We start from the raw sequence: 12,190 nt of genomic DNA on the forward strand, positions 1-12,190 counted from the left end.
CGCCACTGCTTGGTGCGCTAGCCCAGCTCGGCGCCACCGAGGGTGCAGGCGACCGGGACATCCCGCCACGTCTCTTGCTCCGGCTCGGGCGCAGGGCCCGTTGTGGGGCGGGTCAAGGAGAGCGCCACCGGCACGGGCCCGACGGGGCGAGCACCCGTTGTGGTGCAGCCGCAGTCCGGCCCGCACGCACCCTCGGGCGCCGGGCCGGACAGCGTGGTGTGAACACGGGCCAGGTGTGCGGAGAAGGCGCGCAGCTCCGCGATCCGGCCGTCGGTGTCCCTGATCCGATCAGCGACCAGTGGCAGCATCCGGGCACGCAGTGAAGCGCACACACCCTCCTCACGGACGTCCAGGAGCTCGCGGATCTCCTCCAGCGCCAGGCCCAGCAGCTTCGCCGAGGAGATGAACGCCAGCCGGTCCACCGCGTCCTCGCCGTACACGCGGTACCCGGATGCGGTCGCTCGAAGGTCAAGCCGTGACCGCCCCCACGACGGAACCTGCACGCGAAGAGCGACTCATACGTCGCCCGCGGACGGGGGCACTCGCGTCGTCGCTGCCCACCTCGCCGTTCAGGCCCGCGCGATCTCCGCGATCAGGCCCTCCACCAGGGTCCTGATCTCGTCCCGGATCGGCCGGACGGCCTCGACGCCCTGACCCGCCGGGTCGTCGAGCTTCCAGTCGAGGTAGCGCTTGCCGGGGAAGACGGGGCAGGTGTCGCCGCAACCCATGGTGATGACGACGTCCGAGGCCTGGACCGCCTCGGTGGTGAGGATCTTCGGGGTTTCGGCGGAGATGTCGATGCCGACCTCGTCCATCGCCTGCACGACGGCGGGGTTGACCGAGTTGGCGGGAGCCGAGCCGGCCGAGCGGACCTCGACGCGGTCACCGGCGAGGTGGGTGAGGAAGGCGGCGGCCATCTGGGAGCGGCCGGCGTTGTGGACGCAGACGAACAGCACCGACGGACGCGGAGTGGCGGGAGCGCTCATGAGCAGGGGGCTTTCTCGGGAGAACGGATAGGTCAGGAGGCGGCGCGTTCCGGCTCGCCGTGCGGGACGACGACCTCATCCGTGGCGGGTGCAGGGCGGCCGTAGACCACCACGACGGCCCCCAGCCCCAGCGCAGTGCCGAGCAACTGGGCCGCGATGAACGGGGCGACGGAGGCAGGGGCGATGCCGGTGAAGGTGTCGGTGAACGCCCGGCCGATGGTCACCGCCGGGTTCGCGAAGGACGTGGAGGAGGTGAACCAGTACGCGGCACCGATGTAGGAGGCCACGGCGGCCGGGGCGAGCGCGGCGCGGCCGATCCGGCTGAGGCCGAAGATCAGCAGGATCAGCCCGGCCGTCGCGACGGCCTCGCCCAGCAGCAGGTGACCGGTGGACCGGTCGTGGCTGGAGAACTTGACCAGCGGCTTGGCGAACATGGCGTCGGCCAGGACTGCGCCGCCGATCGCGCCCGTGATCTGGGCGGGCACGTATGCGACGACTTCCCGCAGGGCCAGGCCGTCCGGATCACGGCCGTCCGGATCACGGCGGCCGGTGAACCAGGCGGCGAGGGTGACGACCGGGTTGAAGTGTGCGCCGGAGACCGGCCCGAGCAGCAGGATGAGCACGCCCAGGCCGAAGACGGTGGCGAGGGAGTTGGCGAGCAGCTGCACGCCGACGTCCTGCGACAGCTCGGTGGCCTGGATGCCGGAGCCGACCACCACGGCCACCAGAAGCCCGGTCCCGAGTGTCTCGGCGGCGACCCGGCGGGCGAGAGAGGCGTTCACGCGTCGGCTCCGTCGGGCTGCGCGGTGCTCAGGAACGCGGCGAGCTTGTCCAGGACGCCGGGCAGCACCCAGTAGTAGACCCAGGTCCCGCGCCGCTCGCAGTCGATGAGCCCGGTCTGGCGTAGGAGCTTGAGGTGGTGGGAGATCGTCGGCTGGGACAGGTCGAAGGCCGGGGTCAGCTCGCAGACGCACACCTCGCCGCCAGGGCCGCGCGAGGCGATCATCGACATCAGGCGCAGCCGGACGGGGTCGCCCAGGGCCTTGAAGACCTTGGCCAGGTCGGCGGCCTGGTCCTCGTCCAGAGGCGCGGCGGACATGACCGGGCAGCAGGCGGCGTCCTGGCCGATCACCTCAAGCTGTTGTTTCGACATGCCTCTATGTTGACGCTTTTCGATTCAAGGCACAAGGTTGCATCAATGAGCGTCAATACAGAGCAGGAGACCGTCCGCCAGCGGTACGCGGCGGCGGCCGTGGAGGTCACCGAGGGCGGCACCGCCTGCTGCGGGTCGGAGCCGGTCGAGGCCGACGAGAACTTCGGTTCGCCCCTGTACGCCGCCGGCGCTCGCGACGTGCCGCCCGCGGAGGCGGTCGCCGTCTCGCTCGGCTGCGGCAACCCCGATCGACGTCCTGCTGTCCGCCCGTCGTGTCGGCCCGGCCGGAGCTGATCACCCGACGGCCATTGCCCACGGAACCAGTGTGCCGAGCTGCTCGCGACAGCGGCTCGGCGTACGAGTACATACCGGCTGCCCTGCGGGCCGTCGGCTCGTGGGCCCGGTCTGGAACTTCCACGCGAACGCGTCGATGGCCTGCCGGTGATCCCGTCGGCGCCCGCCCCGCCTGGGGGATCGGTCTCGCAGCAACGGCTCGATTCGTGCCCAAGTCATGCCAAGGACCGCCACCCGGAAGCTGACTCAGCGCGGGCCACTTCTGCGTCGTACTCGCTCGCGTCGAAGTCGAATTCCAGCAGTGGGCCCTCCCTGTGAGGAACCTGCCAGCCCGACCACTGGACGACATTCCCCATGCGTTGCACGGCCACGGAGAGGAAGCCGCAGCACCCCCCGGTGCACTCCGGCTCGCCCAACTGCACGCGGCGCGGCTCAGACGTCGCCCGCAGCGGGCTGGGGAGCCCGACGGGCAATGCTTCCGCTGCCAGAGTCCCGCGGCCCCCAGGGCCCACCGCCTGCTCCACCACGTCCTCGCCGTTGACCCAGAAGCGCAGCTGGGCAGGGAAACGCGGTCCCGGCGGCAGCACCGTGATCGCCAACCGATCGAACATCACTCCCGTCGTCACCACCATGTGGGCGTAGTTGTCGGCCACGCGGTCATAGGACTCACGGACCACGTCGAGTTCGGCTGGGCGGTCAATATGGCGTGCGCGCATCGGCCAACGATAGGACTGTGCGACTGCCTACTGGCGGGCTCGCTTCTTCAACTGTCGCCAGTTCTCCGCGGGGTCCAGCCTGGTGGTGACCGCCGGTGCTCTGCAGAGGAGTATCGGCTCCAACTGCCTCCAGATCCCATTGCTGACCAGCCTGCTCGCCCCCCCGGCGACGCCCGCCGCTGAACGTTCAGCGCGGAATCACCCAGCCCGGCCTCCAGGTCCCGGCGGCGTCGTGGCCGGTCGCCGTCGCGGTGAGGTGGGCGCGGAGGGCGGCCAGCGCCGGGTGGGGGTTGTCACGGTGCCAGAGGAGCGAGTGCGGGTAGACGGGCGTCGGGTCGGTCACCGGGATGCGGCGCAGGCCGTGGCCGGCGGGCCAGACGAGGCGGGTCAGCTCGCCCATGAAGGTGGCCAGGGCCGGGGTGTCGGCGACGGTGTCGAGGAGCGCGTCGGAGCCGAAGTTCGGGCCGGTCGCCTCGATGGTGAGGCCGAACTCGGCGACGAGGTCGTCGTAGTACGCGGCCCACTCGGTACCTGGGACGATGCCTGGCATCCAGATCCGGTGCCCGGCGAGCTGAGCGACGGTCACCGACCGGGCGGACGCCAGCGCGTGGGCGGGGCCGGTGAGGAGCTGGAGCGGCTCGTCGAGCACGCGGACGGACTCGATGTCCTCGGGAAGGGGCCGGCCGGGCATGGCGACGGCGCGGAAGGACGCGTCGATGGCACCGGAACGGATGGCGGTGACGGCCGTCTCGACGTCGAACAGCATCACCACGTCGAGGTCGATCTCGGGGTGCGCGCGGTGGAAGCCGCGCATCAGGCCCGACGGCGCGACGCGTGAGGCGATCACGTCGACGCGTAGCGGACGGCGGCCGGTGCGCACGGACGCGACCGCGCGCTCGGCGGCGCGCAGCAGCTCGCGCGCGTGGGGCAGGAAGGCCTGCCCGTCGATGGTGAGCTCGGCACCGCGCTGCGTGCGGGTGAACAGCCGCACGCCGAGGTCGCGCTCCAGCGTGGCGATGCGCTTGGAGACGGCCTGCTGGGTGACCGACAGGTCGACAGCCGCCTTCTGGAACTGGCCCGCTTCCGCGGCGGCGACGAAGGTACGTACGGCTTCGAGATCCACGCCGACCCACCTTAGTGAACAACGGATCGTTGTGAAGAGCAGGTAAGGCAGTTGTTTGACCTGCTGTTGTGCCGCCCGCTTAGCTCTCACCGGTCAACGTCGGTTTGTTCGAGTAGGACATCGAGGGGCGCGCTGAGCATGGTGGGCAGGAGGCCGTTGGGCCGGCAGTTCGGCTGGCTGTGGGCGGCGTACGCGGTGAGCGCGTACGGGTCCGGGCTGGGGTTCGGGGCATTACCACTGATCGCCGTGCTGGTGGTGCATGCCGGCTCGGCTGAGGTGTCCGCGCTGTCCGCGGTGGGGCCCGCGGTGGGTGCGCTGATCGCGGTACCACTCGCGCCGTGGGTGGAGTTCCGGCGCAAGCGCCCGGTCATGATCGCGATGGACCTGACCCGGTTCGCGGCCATGGCGACGATCCCGGTCGCCTACGCCCTCGGCCGGCTCGGTTTCATCCAGCTGCTCGTGATCTCGGCTGTGGTCGCCGCGGCCAAGATCGCGTTCAACGCGGCCAGCGGCGCCTACCTCAAGGCCCTCGTCCGGCAGGACGATCTGCTCGTGGCCAACGCGCGGTTCGAGTCCACGAACTGGAGCTCCATCGCGGTCGGGCCACCGCTGGGCGGGGCGGCGATCGGTCTGTTCGGGCCGGTCACCACCGTGGTGGCGGACGCGCTCAGCTACCTGCTCTCCGCGCTGGGCATCACCGCGATTCACGACCGAGAGGAAGCGCCGCAGCCAACCGACAAAAGCCCGGTCCGGGCCGGCGCATTGTTCGACGGCTGGCGACACATCATGGGCGATCCCGGTTTGCGGGCGCTCTACCTCAACAACATGCTCGTCTCCGGTCTGATCATGGCCACCGAGCCGCTGCTGGCCGTACTCCTCCTCCGCCAGCTCGGGTTCCCACCCTGGCAGTACGGCCTCGCCTTCGCCGCCCCGTGTCTCGGCGGACTCATCGGCTCCCGGCTGGCCCAGCGTGTCGTGGCTCGCTACGGCCGGCAGCGGGTCTTCCGGACCGTCGGCACTCTGCGTGCCGTCTGGCTGATCGGCCTGGCCTTCGTCCGTCCCGGCGTCGTCGGCCTCGTCACCGTGATGGCCGTCGAGCTGGCGATCATCATCAACATGAGCCTGTACACCCCGGTGCTCGCCACCTACCGGCTCGAACGTACGCCCAAGCACCTCGTCGCCCGCACCCTGTCGGCCTGGTCGATCGGCCAGCAGGCGTCCATCGCCGTCTTCACCGCGCTCGGCGGGCTGCTCGCCGACGTCACCAGCCCACGCACCGCTCTCACGGTCGCGGGACTGCTCATCCTGGCCACCCCGCTCCTGCTTCCCCGACGCGACCAGACGTCTCAGCACGAGCCGGAACTGTCCCGTAGGCACGCATGACGCACCGCAACTCTCCGCTGAAGCCGGCAGGCCGCAGCTGATCCGCCGGCGCACGTCCACACCGTCCAGGCACACCACCAGCAAGGAGCACACTCGCGTGAGCACTGCCCCCGCACTCGACCCCGCGCACACCGCTCTTCTCGTCATCGACTACCAACCCGCTATCGTGGCCGCGCTGCCCGAAGGCGGGGACCGCGAGGCCCTGCTCGGTCGCATGGAAGGGGCCATCGCCGACGTTCGTGCAACGGGCAGCACCATCGCCTACGTACGCGTCGGCTTCACCGAGGCCGACTGGGACGCGATCCCGGCGGTCAACAAGTCCTTCGCCCCGCTGGCCCAACACCGTGTCATGCACCACGAGGACCCGGCCACTGCCATCCACGAGCGCCTGGCTCCCCAGGACGGCGACATCATCGTGCGCAAGACCCGCTACGGCGGCATGTCCACCACCGACCTCAACCAGCAGCTGCGCGAGCGCGGCATCACCACTTTGGTCGTCTCCGGCATCAGCACCAGCGGTGCCGTCCTGTCCACCGTCATCTACGCGGCCGACCGCGACTACCAGCTCTACGTCCTGTCCGACGGCGTCGCCGACCCCGACGCCGAAGTCCACAACGTCCTGCTCCATCACGTTCTCCCCTCACGGGCACACATCGTCGACACCGCCGACCTGCATGCCCTGCTCCGGGCCGACTAGCCCGAAGCAGTCCGGAGCTCTCACCGCCGCCTACCGCACCCGCCGCCCCGCGTAGCCGCCACGACCTCCGCCGGTGTTACGGCTCCCGGCCCCGTACGAGCCGATGACCAGTGCAAACGTCACCGCCGCGAGAGACCCCGGCGGTGACGGCCACCCGCATCGGGTTCACTGAACAGTCTGTAGAACGCCAGCTGAGCGGCCGCGACCCCGACTTGCTCGGCGACGTACTCGACCGCGTCGGGCGGCAGCTCCGGTTATCCGGCGATGTACTCCCACTTGGCGTCGAAAGCCAGATCATTTATCGGCGTTCACCGTTCACTTACCGGTGAACGCCGACGCCCCGGCCAACCGTTCGTCAGCGCCCAGGAGTTGCCCTCGACGGCGGCCGACACCCCCGCTGCTGGTCCGGCTCGGCCTGCTTCATCAGCCCCTGCACATACGTCCCCACTGCGGAACCGCACAGTTGCAGGTCGGCGTCTGCCGGGTCGAGCCGCAAAGTGGCGACGAGTATTTGGGGGCGGAGTGCAGCCGAACAGTGGACCAGGCGTGGGTCTCAGCCCGGAGGAGTCAGCCGCACTCCTGCTGGACAAGATCCGGCAAGGCAACGGCTACGCCCGCGGCAAGAAGCAGAGATTCCGTAGAAGTGCTTCGGTGACCAAAATACTGACGCTGGCGCTGTCCGCCGCGTCCACCATCATTCTGGGTCTGCAAAACCTCAACACATGGGCTGGTCTGGCCTTTGCGCTGGTGGCCCTGGGGACGTTGCTGGGCGCCGTTGAACCGTTCTTCAACTGGCGCTCCCGGTGGGTACTGATGGAGGAAGCGCAGCACCGGTTCCAGCGCCTTGCCGATGACCTCGAATACCTGGTGGCATCAACGCCTGTCGATGAACTCACCTATGACCAGCTTGGCGAGGTTTTCGATAGATACCAAACGATTTGGGATGACCTGAGTCGCACGTGGCTGGAGCACCGCCGGGAACCGACACCGTCGACCAGCGCATAGCTCGAAGCTGCCGCGGCACTGCATGCAGACGTGGTCATCCTGGTGGGCGGTGCGCAGGCGCCCGCACGGTCGCAAGCGGCCCGCCTGGGCGACGGAGCCCCGGCTGATCGTGCTGGTTCCGCTGAGGCCCTGGTGCGGCAGGGCGAGCAACCGATCGCGATCCCGGAGGACGTGCAGGCTCTGGTGGAGAACGTTCACGGCCACCCACCGGACCAGTTCGCTTGGGACGATCCGGCGAAGTCCGCCGCCTGCACTGCCTACCGGGGCAAGGAGCCGGCCGATCGCCGCGTCGGTGATGTCCTGGTCATTCCGCGGGCGCGCAGCGTGGCGGGACTGCAGGATCTGCATCATCTGCGGGGGCGGAAGATGAGCGGGAAGCGGCGACCAGACTGCGTGCGGACACCGCACGCCTGCTGTGGTCTCGCGACCTCGGACGTGCGGGCGGTGATGGCGCGTCTGTCTGGATGCCGACTTGGGGGCTCGTGCGCACGTGACGGGCTAGGCCTTTTCTTTCGGATCACTCTCACGAGTGTGCGATAGGTTGCCCGCCATGACTGGACTCGGACCCGTCGCCTGGCCCCCTGCCCCGACAAGGACCGAACGGCTCGTGCTCCGCGAGTCCGAGGCCCGGGACCGTGCGGCGTTCATCGAACTGTTCGCATCGCCAGAGGTGGGCACCTACATCGGTGGCCCTCGACCGCGCGATGAGCTCGAACGCGCGGTGCCTGACATGCCCGGGCGGCGACCTGGCCTTTTCGTGATCGATCTCGACGGAGCGATGATCGGTGTGGTCACGCTCGATCGGCGCGATGCAGAGCGTCCGGGTCACGTCCGTCCGGATGCCGGGGAGGCCGAACTCGGTTACATGTTCCTGCCGGAAGCGTGGGGATGCGGGTACGCCGCCGAGGCGTGCGCAGCGGCACTCGACTGGTTCGCCGACGTACTCCCCAACGAGCCGGTGGTGCTCTGCACCCAGACCGTCAACGACCGCGCGATGCGCCTCGCGGCGAAGCTGGGATTCACCGAGGTGGCGCGGTTCGAGGAGTACGGCGCCGAGCAGTGGTTCGGCGTGTGGTCCTCGGTCACACCGTCCGGTTGAGCTAGGGCCCGCCTTCGAACGGATCTTGCCCAGCGCAGGAACGACGCCAGGCTGACTGCCGCTTCGCAGGTGGGGGGCGGCAGCGTGGGCGGCCGGGACCGAGGCGTGGGACGCGGATGCGTTTCAGCAGCGCCTGCGCGCAGACCCCGTGGCGGCGGCATGCTGGTGAGCTCGCACGATGGTGGAGTCGATCTGGACGAGCCAGTCGAGGGCGCCGGCCGCATCAGCTCGGGCCTGGATCGGGCCTGGATCTGTTGGAGGGCCTGGGTGAAATCCTGTCGGCCATGATCCACCAACAAGTGATCTCTGATGACAGGGGCGTAGGACCCCCGCACAATCATGGTGTGACCAACATCGTCGAGGCAGCCTGGCACAAGATCCTCGCCGCTGCTGGTGAACCCGCCCGGCCGGAGGGATCACCTCTTCTGGAACCGTTTGCCGAGCTGGTGCGGGAGGCGCATGCAGAGCCGCTGCTGCGTCAGCTCTACCCCTGGACCGGTATGTGGGAGCTGCACTTCAGCAGGTGCACGGAGATCCGGCACACCTGGGACATCCCCTACATCGGCACACTGAGCGAGGGCCGGTACTACGTCGAAGGACCGAGTCGGAGCAGCCCGCGGATCGCCGAGACGGACAGCGCCCAGGCCGCAGTAGCTATGGTCATCGATCGCCTGCCGCCACGCTGCGGCCCGGCCTTCATCGGCAATGCGGAGGAACTGACCGCTTACGAGAGGCGCGGCACAGCAGGTAGGAGCGGGCCCATCAGCTTGGCGGAAGCAGAACCCCGGGACACTGAGCGGCTTTGAAGAGGGGCCCTAGTTGGCCCGTCCGTCCGGTCAACTCTGTGCTCAGCTCCTGGCGGGAGTTCGGGTCGGTCGCGGCTGGTGTCACCGGCCTGGCCCTGCTGTGCGTTTTCGCGGCGTGAGCAGCCCCGGCCCACGGCCCGAGCAGGACGCGGTCAGTGGCCGGGGCTACTGTGCTGCCGCATGAAGATCGAATCCCTTCTCGAGGACCTGGACAGCGACGACGCCGTGCGCGTGGAGGCCGCGGTCGCACGGCTGGCGGAGCAGGCCGACAGTGTGGTGCCGACGCTGCTGCGGGGTCTGGCCGGTGTGCAGCGGACCGCTGATCTGGAGCCGGTCATACGAGTGTTGAGGCGCATCGGGCCGCCGGCCTTCGACGCCCTACTGGCGGCGTGGGGCCGGAAGGAGGTGACGGACTGGCAGGCGGGCCGGCTCCTCGGGGTGTTCGACGAGCGCTCCGCCGACCAGTACGCGGCCTTGGCGGCCGATCCGGACTACGGCAAGTCGGGCAACGGCTTCCAGGGGCTCTTGAGGCTGCGGACGGACTCCGAGGCCGGACTGCGGGCCCTGGTGGATTGCCACGCCCGCGGCCGCCTCATCCCGTACAAGGCTTCCGACTACGCCCGCCTGCTGCACGATTCCTTCCGACCGCGGCTGCGCTCCCTGCGCCGCGACCCGGCCGCGTCCCCGAGGACCCGGCGGGGCGCGATGGCGGCGCTGGTGGCGGGCGGCGGCGCCGACGCGCTCGACGACCGCGACCGCGCGGCGATCGAGCGCCTGATACGGGTGAAGATCCCGCACGAGACCCCGAAGCTGCCGTCGTCGACCCTCAGCGGTTGGTGGATGGCCGTGCCCGGGGCGTCGTACGAAGGCGTTTTCGAGGCCCTGGACCTGCACGACCGGCGGCCCGTCACGGTCACCGCCGGCGTCCAGGCGGCGGAGAGCCAGGAGATCCGGGTGCCCGGGCCGGACGGCGCCGGCCACACCGTGGGGCGGGCCTTCGTCACCCCGGAGCTGGACGGCTGGCGCCTCGTCTTCGGTCCCTTCGACCTGCTCGTCGGCGACCCCTGGGACGGCATGATCGAGACGGTCGAACGGGTCAGTGTCCACTGCGGCCAAGCCCAGTTCTTCTTCCTGGACGACGCCGGCGGCTCCGACGTGTGGATGGTCGCGGAGAACGGCCGGGTGATCCGTCGGTACGCCGCCGAAAGCGACCCCGAATGGGAAGGCGACCCGCTGCCGTGGGAGACCCTCGCGGTCGACGACCCGGACTTCGACCCCGAGTACGACGAAGCCCCGTCCAACGCGGGCACCACCGGTGCCCGGTCCGCCTGCGGGTACCTCTCGGTCGATCCCGGCGAGGTCGGCCCGGACGCCGAAGTACGCGGCCATGGCTGGCTGGCCCTCACTGCACCAGGCGTCGGCCACGGCGCGTTCCCCGGGACGCTCCGCATCTGAGGCTCACTGCTGACGGCCCCGGCCCCGGCCCCCGACACCAGCCCGGCCACCTGTCACCTCGACGCCTCAGGTGGCCCGGACGGACCGGGCCCTCGGCCGAGGTGCCGGCGGGACGGACTTGTACAACCGGCCTTCGACACCGCACTGTTGGCCGGTATTCGTCCATACGATCAGGAGTCCCGGCTTGTCTTCCCACACCCCCGCTCCCGCGCACGCCCACGTCGTCGACCCCGCCGGCGGCTGCCCGCACGCCCTGAACGCCGACCTGCGGGCCCGGGGGCCCGTTGCGGACATCGTCCTGCCCGGCGGGGTGCCCGCAGCGGTCGTCCTGGGGCACGACGCGCTCAAGGAATTCCTCTCCCACCCCGACGTGGCCAAGGACGCCCGCCACTGCCCGGCCCTGAACGACGGCACGATCCCCGCGGACTGGCCGCTGCGGGTCTTCGCCAACGCCCAGGGCATGCACACCGCCGACGGCGCCGACCACCGCCGGCTGCGCTCCCTCGTCGGTAACGCCTTCACCACCCGTCAGGTGGAGCGGCTGCGGCCGCGCATCGAGGAGCTGACCGCCGGCCTCCTCGACGACCTCGGCCGGGCCGCCGCCGAGGACCCGGACGGCGTCGCCGACCTGCGCACCCACTTCGCGCTCCCGCTCCCGATGAGCGTCATCTGCGAGTTGCTCGGCGTGGACCCCGAGCACCGCGGCCGGCTGCACGACCTCACCTACACGGTGGTCATCGCCACCGACACCACCCCGGCGGAGGTGATGGCTGCCGTACGCGAGCTCGTCGAGTTGCTCGGCACGATCGCGACCGCCCGCCGGGCCGCCCCCGGCGACGACCTGACCAGCGCCCTGATAGCCGCCCGCGAGGACGACGGCGACCGGCTCAGCGAGGCCGAACTCATCGGCACGATGCGCCTGATGCTGGTCGCCGGCCACGAGACCACCCTCAACCTGATCAGCAATGCCGTACGGGCACTGTGCACCCACCGCGACCAGCTGGCGCTGGTCCTGGATGGCGAAGCCACCTGGTCGGACGTGGTGGACGAGACGCTGCGCTGGGACGGCCCGGTCAGCTGGTTCCCCTTCCGCTACCCCACCCGCGACCTGGCCCTCGGCGGCACCGTGATCCCGCAGGGCACCCCGGTCCTCGCCGGCTACACCGCCGCCGGGCGCGACGAGGCCTTCCACGGCCCGGACGCCGACCGCTTCGACGTCACCCGGCCCGGCGCGGCCCGGCACCTCTCCTTCGGCCAGGGTGTGCACTACTGCGTGGGTGCCCCGCTCGCCCGCCTCGAGGCCACGATCGCCCTGGAACGGCTCTTCACCCGCTTCCCGGACCTCGACCTCGCCATCCCCGAGGCCGAACTGCCCCGCCAGCGCAGCTTCATCGGCAACAGTGTCGAAGCGCTCCCGGTCCGCCCGGTGCGCCCGGTGCGCCCGGTGCGGCTCTGAGGCGCGTTCTCTCTCTG

Annotated in this window: 13 protein-coding genes and 2 pseudogenes; 8 read left to right on the plus strand and 7 right to left on the minus strand. The window is 70.3% G+C overall.

Going from position 1 to position 12,190, the window contains the following annotated elements; all coding sequences use genetic code 11:
* Window positions 1–17: 17 nt before the first annotated feature.
* The 4 genes from ACWD3E_RS27065 to ACWD3E_RS27080 all read right to left on the minus strand — a co-directional run bounded on the left by ACWD3E_RS27065 (window position 18) and on the right by ACWD3E_RS27080 (window position 2,139).
* Complete coding sequence (locus ACWD3E_RS27065; protein ID WP_451390169.1) at window positions 18–503, minus strand: MerR family DNA-binding protein; 486 nt, start codon at window positions 501–503, stop codon at window positions 18–20.
* 66 nt (window positions 504–569) lie between these two features.
* Window positions 570–986, minus strand: a complete 417-nt coding sequence (locus tag ACWD3E_RS27070) for an arsenate reductase ArsC (RefSeq protein WP_451390170.1) — start codon at window positions 984–986, stop codon at window positions 570–572.
* 32 nt (window positions 987–1,018) lie between these two features.
* Window positions 1,019–1,768, minus strand: coding sequence for an aquaporin (locus tag ACWD3E_RS27075; protein ID WP_451390171.1), 750 nt, complete (start codon window positions 1,766–1,768; stop codon window positions 1,019–1,021).
* Window positions 1,765–2,139 carry an ArsR/SmtB family transcription factor gene (locus ACWD3E_RS27080; RefSeq protein ID WP_451390172.1) on the minus strand — a complete coding sequence of 125 codons (375 nt, stop codon included), beginning with the start codon at window positions 2,137–2,139 and terminating at the stop codon, window positions 1,765–1,767. Before ACWD3E_RS27080 ends, ACWD3E_RS27075 begins: the two co-directional genes overlap by 4 nt.
* 45 nt (window positions 2,140–2,184) lie before the next feature.
* Between ACWD3E_RS27080 and ACWD3E_RS27085 the strand changes: the two are divergent.
* Window positions 2,185–2,428 (plus strand): annotated as a pseudogene (locus ACWD3E_RS27085) (arsenite S-adenosylmethyltransferase); the annotation flags it as partial.
* 220 nt (window positions 2,429–2,648) lie between these two features.
* Here the strand turns inward: ACWD3E_RS27085 and ACWD3E_RS27090 are convergent.
* Both ACWD3E_RS27090 and ACWD3E_RS27095 read right to left on the minus strand, forming a co-directional pair.
* Window positions 2,649–3,149 carry a hypothetical protein gene (locus ACWD3E_RS27090; RefSeq protein ID WP_451390173.1) on the minus strand — a complete coding sequence of 167 codons (501 nt, stop codon included), beginning with the start codon at window positions 3,147–3,149 and terminating at the stop codon, window positions 2,649–2,651.
* A gap of 187 nt (window positions 3,150–3,336) precedes the next feature.
* On the minus strand, window positions 3,337–4,272 hold the full coding sequence (locus ACWD3E_RS27095) for a LysR family transcriptional regulator (RefSeq protein ID WP_451390174.1): 936 nt from the start codon (window positions 4,270–4,272) through the stop codon (window positions 3,337–3,339).
* A gap of 138 nt (window positions 4,273–4,410) precedes the next feature.
* Here ACWD3E_RS27095 and ACWD3E_RS27100 point away from each other — a divergent pair, with 138 nt between their 5' ends.
* The 4 genes from ACWD3E_RS27100 (at window position 4,411) to ACWD3E_RS27115 (ending at window position 8,456) form a co-directional block, all read left to right on the plus strand.
* Entirely contained in the window at window positions 4,411–5,655 is a 1,245-nt protein-coding gene (locus ACWD3E_RS27100) for an MFS transporter (RefSeq protein WP_451390175.1), read from the plus strand.
* A 97-nt stretch (window positions 5,656–5,752) separates the two neighbouring features.
* Window positions 5,753–6,352: a cysteine hydrolase family protein gene (locus ACWD3E_RS27105; protein ID WP_451390176.1), complete on the plus strand. Its 600-nt coding sequence runs from the start codon at window positions 5,753–5,755 to the stop codon at window positions 6,350–6,352.
* Between the two features lie 546 nt (window positions 6,353–6,898).
* Entirely contained in the window at window positions 6,899–7,357 is a 459-nt protein-coding gene (locus tag ACWD3E_RS27110; RefSeq protein ID WP_451390177.1) for a DUF4231 domain-containing protein, read from the plus strand.
* Window positions 7,358–7,907: 550 nt separating this feature from the next.
* Window positions 7,908–8,456 carry a GNAT family N-acetyltransferase gene (locus ACWD3E_RS27115; RefSeq protein ID WP_451390178.1) on the plus strand — a complete coding sequence of 183 codons (549 nt, stop codon included), beginning with the start codon at window positions 7,908–7,910 and terminating at the stop codon, window positions 8,454–8,456.
* 153 nt (window positions 8,457–8,609) lie between these two features.
* On the opposite strand, the pseudogene ACWD3E_RS27120 reads toward ACWD3E_RS27115, so the two are convergent.
* Window positions 8,610–8,696, minus strand: a pseudogene (locus ACWD3E_RS27120) (IS5 family transposase); the annotation flags it as partial.
* A gap of 104 nt (window positions 8,697–8,800) precedes the next feature.
* Between ACWD3E_RS27120 and ACWD3E_RS27125 the strand changes: the two are divergent.
* The 3 genes from ACWD3E_RS27125 to ACWD3E_RS27135 all read left to right on the plus strand — a co-directional run bounded on the left by ACWD3E_RS27125 (window position 8,801) and on the right by ACWD3E_RS27135 (window position 12,173).
* A complete protein-coding gene (locus tag ACWD3E_RS27125) occupies window positions 8,801–9,262 on the plus strand; it encodes a DUF6193 family natural product biosynthesis protein (protein WP_451390179.1) in 462 nt (153 codons plus the stop codon).
* Window positions 9,263–9,442: 180 nt separating this feature from the next.
* Window positions 9,443–10,717, plus strand: a complete 1,275-nt coding sequence (locus ACWD3E_RS27130) for a hypothetical protein (protein WP_451390180.1) — start codon at window positions 9,443–9,445, stop codon at window positions 10,715–10,717.
* 184 nt (window positions 10,718–10,901) lie between these two features.
* Entirely contained in the window at window positions 10,902–12,173 is a 1,272-nt protein-coding gene (locus tag ACWD3E_RS27135; protein WP_451390181.1) for a cytochrome P450 family protein, read from the plus strand.
* The last annotated feature ends 17 nt before the right edge of the window (window positions 12,174–12,190 follow it).

It is taken from the genome of Streptomyces sp. NPDC002676, from assembly GCF_053592455.1.